Below are 21093 nucleotides of genomic sequence, written 5' to 3'. Positions count from 1 at the left end.
ACTTGTTATCGGAATTCACGGAATTCCGATAACAAGTATTTTTAAAATATTAAAAATCAATACAATACAAATAACTTATAAATGTAGTTTTTTACTGCACTTTAATTTGCATAATGTACTTTTGTATAAAACCAAATAACAATGACGAACCAGCAGTTTTTAAAAATAGTCCTTACGGCGCTGTTTCCTTTCTTTTTATGGTCGCAAACGGTGTATGATAAGTCTTCATTGTCGTACGACACTATTGATAATAATAATTTTAAAGACGAAGGAAGTGTTAAAAAACAATTAGCATGGGCTAAGGTCTATATTACTAAAGCTGCAAAAGAGAACAAAGCAATTCGAAAAGCTAGAGGCTATTATTTATACGCCATTCTTTATCATCAAGATCAACCGCTCAAAGCCATTCAATATTTTGATAGTGTAATAAAATATTCAAAAATAGAACCGAATAAATTTTTTCCTGCTGCAGCTTATTGTGAAAAAGCAGATTTATTAGTCAAGCAAAGAAAGTTCGATGAAGCACTAGTTAATTTTAACTTGGCTGAAAAAGTGGCTTTGAAAACTAATATTGATTATTATTATATGGTTCGTGACTATATTGGAACTACAAAATCAGAGGAAATGGGAGAGGTAGAGGAAGCCTTACAATTGTACCATGAAAACTATAAATATTACAAAACGAAAGACTATCGAGGGGATTACTACTCTTATTATTACCAAAATACCATATTTGGATTAGCAGATTGCCACAAGGCTTTAAAGCATTCAGATTCTACTACTTTTTATAATAAGTTAGGTTACAAAGAAGCTACGATCACTAAAAATAAAGAATTTCAGCTGATGTTTATTTTGAATGAAGGAGCCAATCAAGTAGATAAAAGAAATTTTAGAGCTGCTCTAGATAGTATCAATAAAGCATTACCTGATTTAATTAAAGTAAAAAATACAGGAAATGTTTTAGCATCTTATTTTTATCTGGGCAGATCGTATGCAGGATTAGATTATAAATCACGTGCAGTGCAAAATTTTATTAAAGTGGATTCTATGTACCGTATTAGAAAAAAAATCACACCAGAATTTGTAGGAGGCTATTCCTATTTAATTGAGTACTACAAACAAATCGGAGACAAAGAAAAGCAGTTGAAATACTTAACAACCTACATGGAAATTGATAGTGTGCTGCAAAAAAATTACAAACACCTGAGTAAAGTTTTGCGTGATGAGTATGATACCCCGCACTTATTTGCAGAGAAAGAAGCCTTAATAAAATCAATGGAAAAAAAGCAGTCTGCTTCTTATATATGGATTGTAGTTTTAGTTGTGGGCGTTGCTGGTCTGATTGGTTACCAATTTTACTTAAAAAAACAACACCAAAATCGATTTGAAGCAATTCTGAAACCAACCATATCTATTGAAGAAAATAGTACTATTTTAAAAACACATCAAACCACAGTTGATGCTAAAGAAAGCCAAGTACAACAGAGCTTATCAAATGAAATTGTAATTGAATTACTGGAAAAATTAACAGTGTTTGAAAACGATAAAGGCTTTATAGAAAACACAATTTCTATTCAGAAACTGGCTTTGCAACTAAACACCAATACTAAATATTTGTCTAAAGTTATTAATGAACAAAAAGGAAAAACGTTTGTACAATACATCAATGAGCTTCGTGTAAATGAAGCAGTTTTGCAATTGCAAGCACAACCTGTTTTGCAAAATTATACCATAGCTTCCTTAGCAAGTGAGTTTGGTTTTAATTCGGCAGAAGCCTTTTCGGCTGCTTTTTATAAAAAGTATAAAATCAAGCCTAGCTTTTTTATCAAAGAGTTGAGTAAAACTAGAGCTAGTTAACAGTCTTAAAATAAGTAAATAGAATTTTAGGTATCGTAATTTGCGGAATTCCAGTAACAACTTTATATTTCTATTTACAGGAATCGTTCAACTTTAATACATTTGAACCATTAAAATTACCTTAATTATGAAATTATTGCCGCTTTATTATTTTACTTGTTTTGTTATTATTGCAAATATTGTAAGCTGTTTTTCTCAAGAGAACACGACAAGCAGTAATTTATTCACCATAAAGCAGGATAGTTCATTAAATAATTGGTTTCAGAAAGATTACTTGCAAGACGGCCTACCAGGTATTTCCTTAGACAAATGGTATAAACAAAATAAAAGAATACCAAAAACTAATGAAATGATTGTTGCAGTTATTGATACTAAAATTGATTTAAAACACGAAGATTTACAAAATCAAATGTGGATCAACACAAATGAAATTGCAAATAACGGCATAGACGATGATGGCAATGGATTTATTGATGATGTAAATGGTTGGAATTTTATAGGGACAAAAAGAGGTAGTACTGTATGGTCTAATTTTGAATTTGTTCGCATAGTAAGAGAGTATGAAAAACAATTCAAAAGAATCAAAAAATTAGAAGTATCGAGTAAAGATTTAAATAGTTATGAAGAATACATTAGAGCAAATAAAAAACTAGATCAAGAAAAAAGGTATTACCAGAACTGGTTAAAATCATTAAAGGCAGATGTTATAAAGTTTCCAATCGCTAAAGATAGTCTTAAAAAGTACTTTCCAAAAGAGAATTACGCCTATCAACAATTGGATAGTATGTACAAAAAGCGTAAAATTAATGATAAGTCTTACATGCAGAGACGGGATGATAATGACAAAGATTTAGGAGCATTGATTGAAATTGTAATGGCTTCTTATGAGCAAAAACAATTCAATATAGATGATATAAAGCGCAACGAAGAAGAAATAGATTCTATTGTTAATAGAAATTTAAATGTATCATACAATGAAAGGTACTTTTTTGATTTGAATGATCACGTTTTTGACACATTATATGGTACTAACAATGTTAGTTCTAATTTATCAGGTATAACAATTGATAATCATAGCACCAAAGTTTCAGGTATAATAGCAGCCAACCGATACAACGGAATTGGAGTTAAAGGAATAACAAGTAATGTTAAAATAATGCCTTTGAGTATTTCTCCATCGGGAGATGAACACGATAAAGATATTGCAATGGCAATTCGTTATGCGGTTGACAACGGTGCAAAAGTAATTAATATGTCCTTTGGTAAAGAATTCTCGTTGAATAAAGAATGGGTGAAGGAAGCTTTTAAATATGCTGAACAACATAATGTATTACTGGTGCATAGCGCAGGAAACAATAGTTTTAATGTGGACAAAAATCCATATTATCCGAATGATGTTGATTATCAAATTGCAGATGAAGTTGTAGAGAACTTTATCAATGTAGGAGCTACTACCTCAAAATTAGACAGTACTTTAGTAGCATCCTTTTCTAATTACGGCAAAAAAAATGTGGATTTATTTGCTCCTGGGGATAAAATTTATACTACTACAGCTGGAAATAGCTATGCGTATGATTCAGGAACTTCACTAGCAACACCTATGGTTTCTGGAACAGCGGCTTTAATTTGGTCGTATTTTCCTAAACTTACGGCTAAGGAAGTGAAACAAATTATTCTAGAATCAGGAACGGCTTACGACATTGAGGTTTTAATTCCTGGCGGTGAAGGCAAAAAAGCTAAGTTTTCTGAACTCTCTAAATCGGGGAAAGTATTAAATGCTTATAACGCAATGCAACTGGCTGAAAAAGTTAGTAAAAAGAAACCATAATACCTTTTTGAAAGTTGATGGAAACTTTAGAAACTATAGAAAAACAAAAGGGCTAAACTATAAAGTCAAACCCTTGTTAAGTTTTTAAGACGAAGAATGTTGCTAGAATCCAGTTACTTCAAAAGTTCCTTTAGTAACAGCATGCAAGAGTTGTCCATTATCATAAACCTGCAAGTCCAATTCACCTCTAGTAACTTTTACACCGTTAATAATAACGTGTTCTTTAATGGTATAACTCCCCGATGTTTGAAATTTTTTCCAATCTTGGGGACGAATCCCTAATAACTGAGTAGCTCTAAAAATCCCAATGTATTGCTCGAAATCAATTCTATTCTCTAACGTATTTTGGTCAAAAGTATACGTTCCTTTATCCATATTCCATAAATCTACTTTTGATTTAATAATGACTCGGTATCCGTTATCTGAAAAAAACCAAAAATTATACTGGTTTGCTGGTAAATTAGGATTATGTGATCCAGCGTTGAAGTTAGTAGCAAAAGTTAGATTATTTGTTTCAAAATGTAAATTACTAATAAAACTGGTACATGTTGTTGCCTTTACTTTCTTAGACATGATTTTTCCATTAATTTCTTTTCTTTTTTGAGGAACGTCTAACAAGGGAGTATTTGTCTCAACTTTTACTAATTCTCCAGAAAAATTAAAACTGAGATTTTTGCTTGACTCGTCGTAAACAAAGTTGTCAACAGTAAATAATCCTTTAAGGTTAAAATCGGGAGTGCCAAATGGACTAGTACTTTCGCCAAATCTAGTATAACTTACTTTTCTAAGGATCCCTTTTTTTGTTATCGACAATTCAAAAATAAAATGAGGTTCGTTTTTTCCCTTATCATAAATGAGTGAAACGAAAATAGTGTTACAATTTTCATTGACGACAAATGATTCATTTACGATTTTGAATTTTTCATTCTCAATTTGAAGATCAATAGATTGTTCTACCACCTTATTAGTTTCTTCATCTTTTTCGCAAGACAAAAACAGTATAAAGAAAAATGGGATTAAAATTTTAATTGAAAATTTCATAAGGTTATTGTTAGTTAAGGGTATCTTTATTTTTGTTTAAGTATTTTCTTTGAGTTGGTTTCAAGGACACAATCCGATTTTCGTTTAAATTTTAACTCTTAAAGTAGTTATTTTGTTTATGCTTTCATTTTGTGTAAACCCAACAGTTGACAACAGCAAGTCCACTAGATTAATAATTTTTTCATAAACGGTGAGATTGTTTTTCTTACGTTCAAAAAAGATGCCAATTTTCTCATAAATTAATTTATGTAAATCTAGTTTTATATAGTGGTGTATGCAAATACTTGTTGTCGGAATTCCGTGAATTCCACGAATATTTATTTTTAAATATTTGGAAGTAAATATTTAACAAATATTATTTTAGCTATGAATTTAAGCTATAAGCTGTGATTTTATATGTTACACCATATATATTACTTTTTTACTTCAAAAATTCCGATTAGATTTCTGAAAAATTCACCCCATCATAACTGGCAATCTCATTCCTTTTTTTCTAATTTTACACCATTAAAATCTAATATGGAACTACAACTCAAAGAACTTACGACTAAACAAGAAATGCTGGCGCAATACCCAGTAATGCAATATTTGTATACCAATTTCAGTTTAGAGAAATACAATACCTACCTTGATGATATGATCCCAAACAACTACAAGCAAATTGCTGTTTTTGAAGGTGATGTATGTGTTGGACTCTCCGGATTGTGGTCTGGAACAAAACTCTGGTCTGGCAAGTATTTAGAAATTGATAATTTTATTGTACACCCAGAACATCGTAAAAAAGGAATTGGCAAAATGCTAACGGATTATGTTGATGCCAAAGCCAAAGAACTCGGTTGTACCATGATTGTTTTAGACGCTTTTACAGGAAATTATACTGCACACCGTTTTTATTACAATCAAGGATACGTGCCAAAAGGTTTTCATTTCTTAAAAATATTAAACGAAGAGGGAATATCTTGATTTTAATATTTGCCTTACAAATATTTTTTTATTCAAAAATTAGTAACTTTTTAATGTTACATTCGTATAACTTTAACGTCACATATATAAAATAAACCTTACCAAATGGCAAAAGAAAATTTTAATTGGAAAAGTCTTTTCGTAAATGAAGAATCAGAGAATACTTCAAAAAAAGAAACAGTAAATACACCAATTTCCGATGTAAATAAATTTCCAGAAAGTCCAAACACATTTCAACCAACCGAAAGCGCAACCAACAACCCTTTCTTAAATGAAATTTTTGGAGTTTATGAAAAGGGTTTTGAATCATTAAATCAAACTGGATTTGACTTTTATGAAATGTACAAGTCGGTAATTTCTGTTGGAGCAACCAATCCGCAGAGCTATCAAATGGCTTTCACTATGGGAAAAACCATTAATCCGCAATTGTCAAAATCGTTTCTTTTAGAAAAAAGCAAGTATTATACCGACGAAATCGAAAAGGTATATGCTAAATATGATGCAACAGGAACGTCAAGAAAACGTGATTTAGAAAGTGCCATTTCATCTGAAAAAAGTAATTTAACCAAAACAATTTCTGATATAGAAACTAGAATTGCACAACTTCAAAATGATTTGCAAAATGCAAAATCAGATTTAGAAAAAGTAGATTTTAAAAATAAAGAACAATTCAGTGAAATTACTTTAAAAATTGAAGCTAATGATTTAGCCAAAAATAAAATATTAGAATCAATTAATACAGTTGTAACCGGTATCAATCAATACTTATAAAATCAATGGATAAATTTGCACAAGAAAAAACGACGCTTTTAGAACTTCCAATCCTTAAACACTTCGACGAATCTAAAGGTGAAATTGCATTAAGTTCAAACACATTAAAAAAAGGCGAAAAATCTATATTTTGGATTCTCGCTCTCGGACTTTTAGGAGTTGGTGGTTACCTAACCTGGACATACATTATTCCACCATTATTCACAATGCTTGGTCAAGCCATCGCGCTTTCGGCAACCGGAGTTTTCCTAATTTTTTTAGTGATGATGTTTCCAGTTATCATGAAAGGTTTGCGTTTTATGACCAAAAATATGCACAAAGCATTAATTCAAAGTAACCCGTTTAATGAATTGGAAGAGCAAAAGCAGAAAATGGTTAAAAACCGTGAAGTTTTTAAAAATACTAAAGCCAAGCTTAAAGGTTTGAAAAACGAAATGGAAATTGAAGCTACAAAATCTGAAAAAGAAGCCAAATCATTTCAAGAAGAAGTTTTGAGTTTGCAACGTCAATCAGAGAAACTTAAATCTGCAATGGATGAAATGGTTCGAATTAATGGTGCTTCGGCAAAAGATACAGACGATTACGTTGCTTTACAAAGTGAGTTAGCTAGAAAACTATCCGATTCGCAACGAATTTCAAACCAATATGAGCAAAGTAAAAGTTTCATCCAAAAATATGGCGTTAGAGCAAATGTTCTTGGTAAAATGGACAGAAAATTAACTCTTGCCGGAACTGCAATTGATATTAAAATTGCCGATTTTGATGCAACTGTTGTGATGTTAAAAAAGGAATTCGAATTTGCTAAAAATGCTAAAGAAGCTACAGAAAGTGCCAAAAGTGCAATGATGTTCACTAAAGATTGGGAATTAGAATATGCACTAGAAGTTGTTACATCAACAATTGCTTTGGATATTGCTAGAACATCAGAAAACCTAATTGATATTGATGCGTTAACCTCTAAATATTCTGTAGATAATGACGAGCTGTATTCTAGATTAGATTCATTGGCAGATCAAATTAAAACTGGTGACAATACTATTCCGGATTCTACTAAATATACAAGTCCAAATTATAAAATCACTAAAGAAGACAAAGTGAACAGTGGTGGTTTTGGAGATATTTTTTAACTGAAAACAAAAACAAATCAAATTTTTAAATACAAATGGGAAAAATTTTACGAACAACTAAGTTAACCACCTTTTCTGAACTTTTAATTGTTCTTGGTGGAGTTGGAGCAATATTAACAGCAGTTTATTTTATTTCACCAGGTTTAAAAACCGCAGTTTCTAAACAATTAAACGGAATAGAATTAAACACAAGTGATGTAAATAACGTTACTAACGCTGCAAAAATAGCATTGCCATCTAAAGAAATTTCTTCTGAAATTTCTGATAAACCGGTATTAAGAATCGCTGGTTATGCTTGGAATGCCGAATCTGGAATTATCGTTGCCAATGGTGGACCAAAAACAACTAAAGGTTCGTTGATGGAAAAAAACGGTGTAAATCTAGAAATTATTCGACAAGACTGGTTGTCGGAATTACGCAATATGCAAATGAAATTTATTGAAGAGTTTGATGGTGGTACTGCTTTTCCAACTTCAGATAAAAGTGCTGCTGCTGTAATGATTATGGGTGACGGTGCACCATTTTATATTAGTTCTGTTCAAAAATCATTGGACGAAAAATACGGAAAGGACAAATACCACCTACAAGTTTTTGGAGCAATTGGTATGAGTTATGGTGAAGATAAATTAATTGGACCACCAAATTGGAAATCAGATCCAAAATCGATGAAAGGAGCTGTGATTTCAGCAGTTCTTGGTGATGGTGACTGGGTTACAACAGTAAACTATTGTTTTGCAAACGGTTTAAAAGTAAACCCAGATCCAACAACTTATGATGCTGATGCCGTTAATATTTATCCATCAGAAAATGATGATTACATGAAATCGGCTGAAGAATTAATCAAATCGCAAACTGCAGGTTTCACCGTTTCTTTAAAAGAAGTTACTAACGGAAAATTAACTGGAAAATCAGTTAACAGAAAAATCGATGGTTGCGCAACTTGGACTCCAGGAGACAAAACTGTTTTTGATAAATTGAACGGTTTTGTAGATATCGTTTCTACTAAAGAATTTAACAACCAAATGCCTTGCGTAATTATTGGTGTAAAAGAATGGGCGGCTAAAAATCCAGAAGTGTTTTCTAATGTTTTCAAGTCTACTTTGATGGCTTCTAATCAAATGAAAAATTATGAAGATTGGAAAGTTAGAGCTTCCGAAGCGGTGGCTGAAACATACAAAATTGAAACTCCAGAATATTGGTACAAAATGTTCAAAGGACAACAAGGAACTAAAAATGGTTTGACTTACAATATGGGTGGATCAAAAGTATTTAATTATGCCGATGCTATGCAATATTTCGGATTGTCTGACGGAGTTAACAGATATAAAGCGGTTTACAATCAAGTTGGAACGTATTTAACAGAACTAAATCCTTTTGGATTTAACGAAAATGTTGGAAAAGTTTCTTCTTATGATGAAGCAGTAAATCTATTTTATTTAAAAAACATAAACGACATCGAATCTTCTGCTGCTGATAAATCGGATTATTCTGCAAAAGCTACTGAAGTTATGGCTTCTGGCGAATGGCAAATTAATTTTAGTTCAGGAAGTGCCGAAGTTTTAAGTAATTCATCTAGAGATTTAGAGAGAATTTACAACTTGCTAATTCAGGCAGAAAATTCTAAACTGACAATTGTGGGTCATACCGATAATGTTGGTAATCCAGATTCTAATGTGTCATTGTCAAAAAATAGAGCACAAGCGGTTGTGGATTATTTAACACAAAAAGGAATTCCTTCCAATCGTTTCCAATTAATTGATGGAAAAGGTCAAAACGAACCAGTCTCTGACAATAATTCTGCTAGCGGAAAAGCTAAAAACAGACGAGTTGTAGTTACGTTCTTAAAATAATTTTTATTCAATAACTAAAAGCTGCTTATAATTTTAAGTAGCTTTATTTAACTCTTTTTTTGATGTTAAAATATTTTATACCTTTTGAAAATACAACCAAAATGCAACGAACTATCATCTTAGTTTCTTGGGTTGTATTATTATTTGCAATTTGGTTTATAGGTTCTGCCGGAACCAAACACTTGTTTCCAACGCCAAGCCAAGTGCTAATTGGTTTTTCAGAATTGTACAAAGAAGGATTGGTAGTTCATATTTTTCAATCGCTAAAACTTTGTTTTCTGTCTATTATTATAGCAACAATAATTGCTTTGTCATTTGCTTATTCTTGGCCAATTCCGTTGATGAAACCTGTAGCAGAATTTGTAACTAAATTTAGATTTTTGCCTTTCACTGGATTATCATTCTACATTACATTAATGGTGCATGATGCAAGAAATATGCAAGTTTGGATATTGGTAATTTTCTTAACAACATTCTTAACTACATCTTTAATCGCTGTAATAAAAGACATTTCCCAAGAAGAATTTGACCATGCCAAAACCCTAAAATGCAGTCGTTGGGAAGTACTTTGGCAAGTAATAGTTTTAGGAAGAATTGATTATGTAATTGATGTAATTCGTCAAAATTTAGCCATAACTTGGATGATGCTAGTAACGGTAGAATCAATTGTAGTTGCTTCTGGAGGTTTGGGATTTTTAATTAAAAATTCTGATAAATTCATGAATCACGGTCGAATTATTGCCTTGCAGATCATCATTCTTTTGATAGGATTAGGATTAGATTGGTTCATCAATTTTTTAAGAAAATCAGTATTCAGATATTCAAAAATATAACGCTATGGAATTCGAATTTAGAGAAACACTTTTGTACGTTGAAAATCTTAGCGTAGCTTACGATGGCGTAACAATTATAAAAGATGTTAGTTTAATTGAAAAAAACGTGGTTAGACCAAAACATGACAACACCGGACAAGTTATTGCTGTTGTTGGCAGATCTGGACGCGGAAAATCCACATTTTTTAAAGCATTAACTGGATTGGTTCATCCAAACTCGGGTAAGATTTTAATTAAAGATTTTGAAAGTAGTGAACTAAATGCTGCCAAGCCTGTGAGAGAAGGCGACATTGGCTTTGTAGATCAAAAATATACATTATTTCGGCATAAAACGGTGCTTCAAACCTTGAAATTCGCTTTAAGAAAAACTACTTTATCTTTACAAGAACAAGAAACTAAGATCAATAAATACATCAAAGAATGGGGATTAGAAACGTGTAAAGACAAATATCCAAACGAACTTTCTGGCGGACAACGACAACGTACAGCCATTATTGAACAGCTTTTCTCATCAGACAAATTAATAGTTTTAGACGAGCCTTTTTCAGGTTTAGATATTGGAAATATTGAAGAAGTAAAAAAATCATTCGAACTTTTAAGTTCAACCCACGATCATAACACTGTTATTTTTTCTACACACGATATTGAATTGGCTATTGAATTAGCACAATCAATTTACGTAATTGGTTATCCAACAGTTGGTGGAAAAAAGCAAACCTATGGAAGTATTGTTGCCAAATACGACTTACGTGAAATGGGAATTTGCTGGAAGGGAAAATGCGATGATCACGATAAGTTACTTAAAGAAATTACTCTTCAAATGATGAATTCGTAATTTGCAATATTTAATAAAATTCTAAATCTCGTAAGGAATTTTTTTGACCTTTTCAGGCTTTAACATATTTAAAACATGGGTTTTACCACAACTTTTTTCCAACAATTAGAGCAAGAAACGCTGTCAATCTTGGCTATCTGTAAAGTTTTAAATGCCGATGATTCGTTTATTCAAAAAATAAATGAGCTCGTAAAATCAAATGCTGCAAATAGATTACTATTCAAAGCAGAACATTTTTTTCTTTCTGATTGTATTTCAGTTTATAGAAAATTGGGCGAAAAAGAAACCAAGATATCGCAATTTACATTGGCGTATTATTATGATGCTTTACGCAACAATCATTTTGCTGATGTCAAAAATTTAAATGAATTTGATAAATTGGTCGCTTCGCCAAATTTTAAAAACTTTCTAGAAAAACTGAAAGTTGAAAACACAATTTCTAATGTAAATTCAAGTGATTTTATCAGCGTTTTATCCGAAAATAAAAACGCACAATTAGAAAATGTACTGTTGCATTTTTATAAATTTATACAGTTTTCATTTGATAAATCATTTGAAAAGAATGCTGTTGCAAAAGAATTTTTAAAATCCTATTCAGATAAAAATCAACTTCTAAAAGACGATTCTTTAGAAAAAGTTCTTGCAGAATTGAACGAATTAATAGGTTTGGAAAACGTAAAAAAAGACGTCTCTGAATTAATAAACTTGTTAGAAATCCAAAAGAAACGAACTTCCGAAGGATTAAAAAACACTGAAATTACATTACATACGGTATTCCTTGGTCCACCAGGAACTGGAAAAACGTCGGTTGCACGATTGTTAAGTAGAATTTTTAAGCATTTAGGATTTCTTTCTAAGGGACAATTAATCGAAACCGACAGAGAAGGAATGATTGCCGGATTTGTAGGTCAAACTGCTCTGAAAGTTGATATAATTGTAGAAGAAAGTCTTGGTGGCGTTTTGTTTATTGACGAAGCTTATGCCTTAACTCAAAATTCTCTTGGTAACGATTATGGAGCAGAAGCAGTAAATACTTTAATCAAACGTATGGAGGATCATCGTGATGATTTGGCTTTGGTCGTTGCAGGTTACACTGAACCGATGAAGATTTTTGTAGAATCTAACCCAGGTTTGCGTTCACGATTTAATCGCTTTTTTGAATTTAATCATTTTTCACCTTTCGAACTATTACAGATTTTCGAATCAATTGCAAAGAAATCGGATTTTGTAATTACTGATGATGCAAAAGAAAAATTAAATGATACTTTTGAATTGCTTCACGAAAAGAAAGACGATAGCTTTGGTAACGCTCGTGTAGTAAGAAATCTTTTTGAAAAATGTGTTCAAAATCATGCCAACCGAATTATCAAAATAAAAAAACTTTCTAAAAAAACATTAAAAACACTCGCAGAACAAGATATCCCAGAACCAAATGAAACTCAAAACCAAGTAGCTTTTGAAATTAAATAATATAATTTATGAAATTTTGTTAGGTATTAAATTCGTGTTAATTAGTGAAAATCTGTATCTGAAGCCTTATTTTTACACCATAAAAAAATCATTTTGAGTTTATACAAAAATCTTTTTAAGCAAACGGTAATCTATGGTTTAGCGACGGTTTTACCACGTATGATTAGCTTTTTACTTAACCCATTCTATGTTAATAAATTACCTAAACAGGAATTTGCAGATGTTTCCATAGTTTTTGCTTGGCTGGTATTCTTCAACGTAATTTTATCTTACGGAATGGAGACTGCTTTTTTTAGATTTTACAATAGTGAGGATAATAAAAAGAGTGTTGTTTCTACGACTACAATTTCACTTTTTTGGACATCTATTGCATTTTTGGGAATTGCATTAATCAATAGAAAAACACTTTCAGATTGGTCAAATATTGACGTTCAATATGTAACATACACAATTTGGATATTAACATTAGATGCTTTGGTAATTGTGCCTTTTTCTAAGCTTCGTGCGGAAAAAAGACCTATGAGCTATGCTATAATAAAAATAGGAAACGTCTTGATTAACCTTGGATTGAATGTGTTTTTCCTTTATTTATTGCCAAAACTTGCAAAATCAAATCCATCAAGTTTTTTTAGTACAATATATTTGGTGAATTTTGAGGTTGGATATATTTTTGTTTCTAGTTTAATAGCGAGTTTAGTAACCTTTTTAGTGCTTTCGCCAATTTATTTCAGAGTAAAATGGAGTTTTGATTTCATCCTTTGGAAAAAAATGATGCGTTACGGATTTCCAATTCTTGTTGCTGGAATTGCCTTTGCAATCAATGAACATTTTGATAAAATTTTATTAGAATGGCTTGATGTTTCTAAAGAAGATATTGGTGCTTATGCGGCATGTTATAAAATTGGGATGTTCATGGTTTTGTTTAGAACAGCATATACTTTAGGAATTGAACCTTTTTTCTTTAGCCATGCAAGCAATGAAAATGCGCAACAAACGTATGCAACAATTACTAAGTATTTCGTAATTTTTGGATCATTCATTTGTTTTTTTGTTATTGCTTTTCTCGATTTATTAAAACAACCATTGGTGCCAAATCCAAGTTATTGGGATGCTATAAAAGTGGTGCCGTTAATTGTTATTGCTAACTTTTTCTTAGGAATTTATACTAATTTATCGGTGTGGTATAAATTGATTGATAAGACTAAAATTGGAGCGTACATTTCTATAATTGGGGCTGCAGTTACATTAATTTTAAATTACTTTTTAATTCCGAAAATTAGTTATTATGGTTCAGCCATTGCAACTATCACTGCTTACGGAAGCATGATGATTATTTCCTATAAAATGGGACAAAAGAAATATCCAATTCCATACGATATCAATAAAATAATGACTTATTTAGGAGTTACAATATTGTTTTCAGCAATCTCATTTTATATTCCTTATGTAAGAGAAAGTTATACAATACGAATTCTATTATCTGGAATATTTCTATATTTCATCTATTATAACGAAAAAGAAATGGTACTTAAAATCATCAAAAGAAAAACAAAGTAAAATAATTTTAAGGAGCCAATCGCGCTGTACGTTGCAAGCTTTTTCCTGAAATTGCTTTTTTCTACGATTTAAAAGGAGCTTCCTGCGGTCGCTCTTTCAAATCATGAAAAAATACAATTTCATAAAAAAGGCTTTTCACTTCCATCACGGCTAGAACCCAGAATCAAATACATAACTAGTGTAAATAGACAAGCTGATACTTGTTCCAAAATAAAAAATAAAAATGACAATAAACATTATCAACAAATCACAACATCCCTTGCCAAACTATGAAACCATAGCATCAGCAGGAATGGATTTACGTGCCAATATTACTGAACCAATAACATTAAAATCGTTAGAAAGAACTATTGTAAAAACAGGCTTATTCTTAGAGTTGCCTATTGGTTATGAAGCGCAAGTAAGACCCCGAAGCGGACTAGCTGCAAAAAATGGAATTACAGTGCTCAATTCTCCGGGAACTATTGATGCCGATTATCGTGGTGAAATAGGAGTAATTTTAGTAAATTTATCGAACCAGCCGTTTGTAATCGAAAACGGAGAACGCATAGCACAACTCATCATCGCTAAACACGAACGCGCACAATGGATAGAAGTTCAGGAATTAACTGAAACTTCCAGAGGTGAAGGTGGTTTTGGAAGTACAGGAGTAAAATAGATTTAATAATTTAAAGATTGAAAAATGTAAAGATTTGCGATACTCTTTAAATTTTTCAATCGTTTAATCTTTCAATAAAAAAACATGAAAATAATTGTTCCTATGGCTGGACGCGGATCTCGCCTTCGCCCGCATACATTAACCATTCCTAAACCGTTAATTCCTATTGCTGGAAAACCAATTGTACACCGCCTAGTTGAGGATATTGCTGGTGTATTGAATCAAGAAATTGAGGAAGTAGCATTCATAATTCATGAAACTTTTGGTAGTAAAGTAGAGGAGGAATTAATAGCTATCGCTCACAAATTAGGCGCAAGAGGCACGATATACTACCAAAACGAAGCGCTAGGAACCGGCCACGCCATTATGTGTGCCAAAGATTCATTGAGCGGACCTGCAGTAATTGCGTATGCAGATACGTTGATTCGTGCTGATTTCGATTTAGATAAAAATGCCGACAGTGTGATTTGGGTCAAACAAGTAGATCAACCAGAAGCTTTTGGTGTCGTGAAACTAAATGAAGCAAATGAAATAGTAGAATTGGTTGAGAAACCAGAAACATTTGTTTCAGATTTGGCTGTCATTGGGATTTATTATTTTAAAGATGTGGCAGTACTAAAAAACGAATTGCAGTTAGTACTAGACAACAATATTATCCATGGAGGCGAATACCAAATCAATGATGGTATTAAGCAAATGATGGCTAAAGGCATGAAATTTGTCCCAGGAAAAGTAGACGAATGGATGGATTGTGGAAATAAAAATGTAACCGTAGAGACCAATTCACGAATGCTAGGTTTCTTGCACAAGGACGGCATACATTTGGTAGATGATACCGTAAAATTAGAAAATTCAACCATTATTCCGCCTTGTTATATTGGTAAAGATGTTATTTTAATCAATGCCATTGTTGGTCCAAATGTTTCTTTAGGAAACAGTTGTCACGTTGTAAATAGTACCATACAAAACAGTTTGATACAAACGCATACGCACATAAAAAATGCAAATCTCGATAATGCCATGATCGGAAATCACGCTAATTTTGATGGCAATTTTACCAGTATCAGTATTGGAGATTACTCTGTTTTAGAATAATCCTCATCCGAAAGGAGAACAAAAGGAATAATGAAAAAAAGACTTTTTATAGGACTACTGCTCGCTTTGCAATGCAATTCGGCTTTGCTATGGTCACAAACAGAACCAGAAGACATTAAGCTGGATGCAGATCAGTTTCAAGAACTTTTTTTCGAATCCTTAATGCAAAAGGGAATTGAAAATTATGACAAAGCAATAGAGGCGCTAGAAAAAGCCAATAAATTCAAGCCTGATGACGCTTCTGTATATTACGAATTAGGAAAAAATTACTTGGCGTTAAAAGAATATAAAAGCGCCTACTCTTCTTTTGAAAAAGCGACTCAAATAGATCCAAAAAACAAATGGTTTTGGGTTGGAATGTATGATGTGAGCTACGAAACTAAAAATTTTACTCAAGGAATTACAGTCATTAACAAATTGATTGAATTCGACCCCAATTATAAAGAGGATTTGACCTCGCTTTACATGGCAACCAACCAGTTCGATAAAGCGTTGGCTTTAATTCAAGAACTCAATGAAACTGCTGGAAAAACAGATCGCAGAGAATTATACAGAAGCCAGATTCTGTCTGAAGGAAAATTTCAAAATGCTGAAATTACCAATCTAGAACAGTTGATTGAAAAATATCCGCAAGAAGAGTCTAATTATATCAGCTTGATATTTTTGTATTCTAAAAATGATGAAGAGAAAAAAGCATTTGAAATTGTTCAAAAATTAGAAAAGGCTATCCCAAATTCAGAATGGGCGCAGGTAACTTTATTCAAAAAATATTTGGATGCTAATGATGGTCCAAAAACAATAAACGCGATGAATATTGTTTTGGCTAGTGCCAAAATTGATTCGAAAATTAAGCACCGAATTTTAAACGAGTTTCTACTTTTTGCGGAGAAAAATCCACAATACGCTGCTGATTTAGAGAAAGCGGTTAGCTATTTTGATACTGATAAATCGGTAGCAGTTGCAAAAGAAATAGGAAAGTTTTTTCAGGTCAAAAAACAATGGGAAAAAGCAATTAAATATTATAATCTAGCTCTGAAAACGGGATCTTCGGAAGATATTGAAACCAATTTACTTTTGCTGCAAGCGCAAACAGAATTGAAACAATTTGATAGTGTTGCTACAAACGCAACGCTTTTAGTAGAAAGTTTCCCAACCCAAGCTCAGTTTTATTACTATGCAGGATTAGCAAACAATCAGTTAAAGCAATTTAAAAAAGCCAAAGACCTCTTAGAAATGGGCATAGATTATGTAGTAGAGAATAAGGAATTAGAAATTAATTTCAATATTCAATTAGGAGAAACCTACAACGGATTGGGAGATTTCAAGAAAAAAGACTTGTTTTTTACCAAGGCCAATCAATTATTAAAAGAAAAAAAGTAATGAAAAAAATAGCATTAGTACTTGTACTTTCTGTTTTTGTACTGTCGTGTAAGTCAAAAGCATTGGCGGTAGCAGCAAGTAACGAGCCTGTTGCAGCATCAAATGGAATGTCAGCAAAAAAAATAATAGAAAATTATTACAACAATAAAAATCAGTTTTCTACATTATATATTAAGTCTAGTGCTCGCTATTCTGATAACAAGCAAACTCAGAATGTAACAGCAGAAATTAGGATCAAGAAAGACGAACAAATTTTGATAAGCATTCGCTTTCTCGGAATCACGATGGCAAAAGCATTGATTACACCCCAGTCTGTTAATTATTATGAAAAAATAAATGGTAGTTATTTTGAAGGGGATTTCAGTAGTTTGAGCCAGTGGCTGGGAACGGATTTGGATTATAATAAAATCCAAAATATGCTTTTAGGCAAAGCTATTGATGATTTGACAAAAGGAAAATATTCTGAATCAGTATTGGAGAAAACCTATCGATTGGATGATTTTTCAAATGGTAGTACAAAAAAATCATTTTTTTTGGATTCCGATACTTTTTTAGTCGAAAAACAAGAAATTACACAAACTACAGAAGAGCGAATGATCAAAGTGGCTTATCCGGATAATAAGGTTTATAAAGAGGCGATATTACCAACAAATGTTTTAATCAATACGTTCCAGAAAAAAGGAAATACCGAAATTAATTTGGAATACAACTCGGTTTCGTTCAATGAAGAACTTTCTTTTCCTTATAGTGTCCCAAATGGGTACAAAAGAATTTTAATTAAGTAAATTAGCAAAAATATTTTTTTAACATGCCAAAATTTCTCCTTAGCCTAATTTTTATTTGTATGACTTCATTAGTATGGAGCCAAGAATCACAACAAGAAAAATTAGAAGAACGCAAAGCTCAGATTCAAAAAGAAATTCGAGAAAATGAAAAGTTACTACAATCGGTAAAGAAAAAAGAAAAATCGGCTGTCAATGTAGTTGTTATTCAAAGCACTAAAATTAAGCTGAAAGAGAAATTAATCACCACCACAGAGAAGCAAACTAAATTGCTTAAAAATGATATGTATATCAACCAGGTTCAGATTAACAAGCTCAAGAAAGAGTTGGCTGAACTGAAGGAAGATTACTCAGAAATGATTGTTAAATCCTATAAAAGTCGCTCTGCAGAAAGTAGAGCTATGTTTTTATTGTCCTCTGAAAATTTTTTGCAGGCCTACAAAAGGGCACAATACATGAAGCAATATACAGGATATCGAAAGATGCAAGGCGAGGAAATAAAAGTCAAATCAGATAAGCTTGCGGATTTTAATCAAAAGTTAAACGTACAAAAAACAGCCAAACAAAAACTAATTGCTGAAAACGAAAAGGAACGTTTGTCATTAGAAAAGGAAAAAAGAGAGCAGTTGAAATTGGTTAATACTATTAAAAAAGATAAAAATAAGATTGCCCAAGAAATTAGAAAAAGACAACAAGAATACCGAACAATTGATAGGCAAATTAACAAGTTGATTCGGGAAGCGATTGCAGCGGCCAATAGAAAAGCGGCGTTAGAAAAAGCGAAAGCTAATCCAAATGCACCCGTTTCAAAAGCGGCAGTTTCGTCTACTAAAATTGAATTAACACCAGAGGCTAAAATCATTGCAGATAATTTTAAAGCCAATAGAGGTAGATTACCTTATCCTGTTGAAAAAGGATTTATTTCCTTAGGGTATGGAAATCAAACCCATCCACTCTTTAACACCATTACAATTCATAATAGTGGTGTCGAAATTACCACAGACAAAGGAGCGATTGCAAGAGCTGTTTTTGGTGGAGAAGTAACTAGCGTTATTATTGTATCACCTGTAAATAAGGCGGTTACCATACTGCACGGAGATTATTTTACGGTATATCAAAATTTAAGTTCAGTATCCGTAAGTAAAGGGGATAAGGTCAGTATCAAACAAAGTATTGGTAAAGTAAGAACCAATGGAGACTCCGGAAAAACGATTTTGAAATTTATGATTTCTCAAAATTCAACTTTAATCAATCCAGAAGGTTGGTTGTCACCTAGGTAATAGTTTTATTTCCGTAAAAAAAAGCACTATCGTATTCTTAGGAATGTAATAGTGCTTTTTTTTAAATTGATTATAATAGTAAACACGATCTGTATAAAATGATATTTATTTCTAGGAGTTAGATATTTTAAAATAGTTTGTGCGTTTAGGACAATCGTTTGACGAATACTTAAACAGATATGTTTTCAAAAACCAAAAGTTATTGGTAAATAGACTCGATCAAATAAGAAATCTTAACATGAAAAATTAAATGGATATTCTCAATATAAAAATCCCCAAAAAAAATATTGTGAAGTTAAGGAATCTCTTAATTATGTTTCTGCTAATTACCTTTATGATTGGTTGTAACAAGAGAAAAGTGGAAGAAAAACAACATGCATTTAGAGCAATTAATGGACGAGATACAGCCTACTTATCACTCACAACAGGAGATAATTATTTTATGGGAAAATATGAAATATTTTATGGACATAAAACCATGAAAGACTCAGGATATGTACGAGGTAAAATAGTTGGCGATACTTTGTTGGGTGCTTATTATTACAAATCGTACGGAGGTCTAGGTTTAAGTAAGCCAATTGCTCTGTTAATGAAAGAAGACAAATTACTATTAGGTTCAGGAGTGCAGAGTAGTGTATTGGGACTAGTTTTTTTTACTACTGAGGTGCCAATTAATTATGATAAACCAGTATTTATTTTCGAAAAGTTTCAAAAAAAGAAGTAGAAGTAAGCCATTAAAAATGCTATAATCTGTACATAAAAACTCTTAACAACACCTCTATTTAGCTACAGATTAAAAATGATTCTTAGAGTTAAAGCTATGAAAATCAATTTAATCTGTGTCTTTTTTTAAATTTAACAGCGCAAACGTTTAGTCGATAGTGTATAATAGGAGAACTTAATTTAAGTATTACTCCGATTTATTGAATGAGGAATTGATAGATTTCATCATGCCCTCAGTAGACCAAGTTCCAGAAACGATAATGCGTCTGATGGTATAAATTGGATCTGTTGTATCCCTTTTGGTAGCTAAGATATACCCCATTTTATAGGTACTCTTTTTTATTTCAGGTATCGCAGCGGTATTCCACAATCCGAATGGATAGGCAAAATCTGAAATCGGTTTACCAATGATTTCTTCTAGTTTTGCTTTGGGTTTTACCAATTGTAAGTTCCAGTCATCACCAGTATATTTTGTAACCATATGGTGATCCCAAGTGTGTGCGGCAACAACATTTCCACTGTCGGATAGGCTCTTTATTTGCTCTTTACTCATGTATCCGGGGCGGTTAATGGAGACGGTCATGACAAAAAATACGCCTTTAAAACCATATTTTTTCATTTCGGCGGCGCCAATACTAAACTGCTCTTCTCTAGTATCATCAAAGGTAATTAAGATTGGTTTTGCCGGCAATAGACCATCAAATACCAAATAATTATACAATTGTTCGGGCAATATGGTTTGATAACCAGCATCGGCTAAGGCTTTCATTTGTTCAGCAAAAGCAGGTGGTTTTACGGTATAAACTTTTACATCTCCACTTGCACTTGGTTTGAAGTCCCGGATGTTATGATAGCATAAAATAGGCACTTCTTTTTTAGAAAGAATAGTTGCGGCATTATTAGCTACTTTTTTTAAAGTCACTTTTTTTTCAGGTGCAACTGCAACCGGAACATCAGGTGTTTTTTTACGGGTTTCTTTTTGGCAGCTAACCATTAAAAGTAAAGCAGTAAAAAAACAGTAAAAAATATTTCTCATAACTAAA

18 protein-coding genes are annotated in these 21093 nt (G+C 32.1%); 16 read left to right on the top strand and 2 right to left on the bottom strand.

Features of this window, described 5'->3' with window-relative positions; all coding sequences use genetic code 11:
- Window positions 1-141: 141 nt before the first annotated feature.
- Complete coding sequence (locus tag ACNQGB_RS03290; protein ID WP_417945573.1) at window positions 142-1857, top strand: helix-turn-helix domain-containing protein; 1716 nt, start codon at window positions 142-144, stop codon at window positions 1855-1857.
- Window positions 1858-1984: 127 nt separating this feature from the next.
- Window positions 1985-3685, top strand: a complete 1701-nt coding sequence (locus tag ACNQGB_RS03285; protein WP_417945575.1) for a S8 family peptidase — start codon at window positions 1985-1987, stop codon at window positions 3683-3685.
- Window positions 3686-3787: 102 nt separating this feature from the next.
- Here the strand turns inward: ACNQGB_RS03285 and ACNQGB_RS03280 are convergent, their stop codons facing one another.
- Window positions 3788-4726 carry a hypothetical protein gene (locus tag ACNQGB_RS03280; protein ID WP_417945577.1) on the bottom strand — a complete coding sequence of 313 codons (939 nt, stop codon included), beginning with the start codon at window positions 4724-4726 and terminating at the stop codon, window positions 3788-3790.
- A gap of 519 nt (window positions 4727-5245) precedes the next feature.
- On the opposite strand from ACNQGB_RS03280, the gene ACNQGB_RS03275 reads away from it, so the two are divergent.
- The 14 genes from ACNQGB_RS03275 to ACNQGB_RS03210 all read left to right on the top strand — a co-directional run bounded on the left by ACNQGB_RS03275 (window position 5246) and on the right by ACNQGB_RS03210 (window position 20051).
- Window positions 5246-5689 (top strand): GNAT family N-acetyltransferase, encoded by a 444-nt coding sequence (locus tag ACNQGB_RS03275; protein WP_417945579.1) that lies wholly within the window; start codon window positions 5246-5248, stop codon window positions 5687-5689.
- A 105-nt stretch (window positions 5690-5794) separates the two neighbouring features.
- On the top strand, window positions 5795-6460 hold the full coding sequence (locus ACNQGB_RS03270) for a hypothetical protein (RefSeq protein ID WP_417945581.1): 666 nt from the start codon (window positions 5795-5797) through the stop codon (window positions 6458-6460).
- Between the two features lie 5 nt (window positions 6461-6465).
- The gene (locus ACNQGB_RS03265; RefSeq protein ID WP_417945583.1) at window positions 6466-7587 is read left to right on the top strand and encodes a hypothetical protein; all 1122 of its coding nucleotides are present in this window, start codon (window positions 6466-6468) and stop codon (window positions 7585-7587) included.
- Window positions 7588-7622: 35 nt separating this feature from the next.
- A complete protein-coding gene (locus ACNQGB_RS03260) occupies window positions 7623-9437 on the top strand; it encodes an OmpA family protein (RefSeq protein WP_417945585.1) in 1815 nt (604 codons plus the stop codon).
- A gap of 62 nt (window positions 9438-9499) precedes the next feature.
- Entirely contained in the window at window positions 9500-10270 is a 771-nt protein-coding gene (locus tag ACNQGB_RS03255) for an ABC transporter permease (RefSeq protein ID WP_417945587.1), read from the top strand.
- Between the two features lie 4 nt (window positions 10271-10274).
- A complete protein-coding gene (locus tag ACNQGB_RS03250; protein WP_417945589.1) occupies window positions 10275-11105 on the top strand; it encodes an ATP-binding cassette domain-containing protein in 831 nt (276 codons plus the stop codon).
- A 75-nt stretch (window positions 11106-11180) separates the two neighbouring features.
- Window positions 11181-12575, top strand: coding sequence for an AAA family ATPase (locus ACNQGB_RS03245; RefSeq protein WP_417945591.1), 1395 nt, complete (start codon window positions 11181-11183; stop codon window positions 12573-12575).
- 93 nt (window positions 12576-12668) lie between these two features.
- Window positions 12669-14132, top strand: a complete 1464-nt coding sequence (locus ACNQGB_RS03240) for a lipopolysaccharide biosynthesis protein (protein ID WP_417945593.1) — start codon at window positions 12669-12671, stop codon at window positions 14130-14132.
- A 223-nt stretch (window positions 14133-14355) separates the two neighbouring features.
- Window positions 14356-14790 (top strand): dUTP diphosphatase, encoded by a 435-nt coding sequence (dut, locus tag ACNQGB_RS03235; RefSeq protein WP_417945595.1) that lies wholly within the window; start codon window positions 14356-14358, stop codon window positions 14788-14790.
- Between the two features lie 84 nt (window positions 14791-14874).
- On the top strand, window positions 14875-15885 hold the full coding sequence (locus ACNQGB_RS03230) for a sugar phosphate nucleotidyltransferase (RefSeq protein WP_417945597.1): 1011 nt from the start codon (window positions 14875-14877) through the stop codon (window positions 15883-15885).
- Window positions 15886-15915: 30 nt separating this feature from the next.
- Window positions 15916-17265, top strand: coding sequence for a tetratricopeptide repeat protein (locus tag ACNQGB_RS03225; RefSeq protein ID WP_417945599.1), 1350 nt, complete (start codon window positions 15916-15918; stop codon window positions 17263-17265).
- Window positions 17265-18050: a lipoprotein insertase outer membrane protein LolB1 gene (gene lolB1, locus ACNQGB_RS03220; RefSeq protein ID WP_417945601.1), complete on the top strand. Its 786-nt coding sequence runs from the start codon at window positions 17265-17267 to the stop codon at window positions 18048-18050. The genes ACNQGB_RS03225 and lolB1 overlap by 1 nt, the downstream gene beginning before the upstream one ends.
- 59 nt (window positions 18051-18109) lie before the next feature.
- The gene (locus ACNQGB_RS03215) at window positions 18110-19327 is read left to right on the top strand and encodes a murein hydrolase activator EnvC family protein (protein WP_417945603.1); all 1218 of its coding nucleotides are present in this window, start codon (window positions 18110-18112) and stop codon (window positions 19325-19327) included.
- Between the two features lie 358 nt (window positions 19328-19685).
- Window positions 19686-20051 carry a hypothetical protein gene (locus ACNQGB_RS03210; protein ID WP_472777064.1) on the top strand — a complete coding sequence of 122 codons (366 nt, stop codon included), beginning with the start codon at window positions 19686-19688 and terminating at the stop codon, window positions 20049-20051.
- A gap of 186 nt (window positions 20052-20237) precedes the next feature.
- Here the strand turns inward: ACNQGB_RS03210 and ACNQGB_RS03205 are convergent, their stop codons facing one another.
- A complete protein-coding gene (locus ACNQGB_RS03205) occupies window positions 20238-21086 on the bottom strand; it encodes a polysaccharide deacetylase family protein (protein WP_417945606.1) in 849 nt (282 codons plus the stop codon).
- Between the last annotated feature and the right edge of the window lie 7 nt (window positions 21087-21093).

The organism is Flavobacterium frigidum (assembly GCF_048286795.2).
The sequence above is the reverse complement of the archived record's forward strand: the minus strand, read 5'-3'. Positions and strand labels throughout refer to the sequence as shown.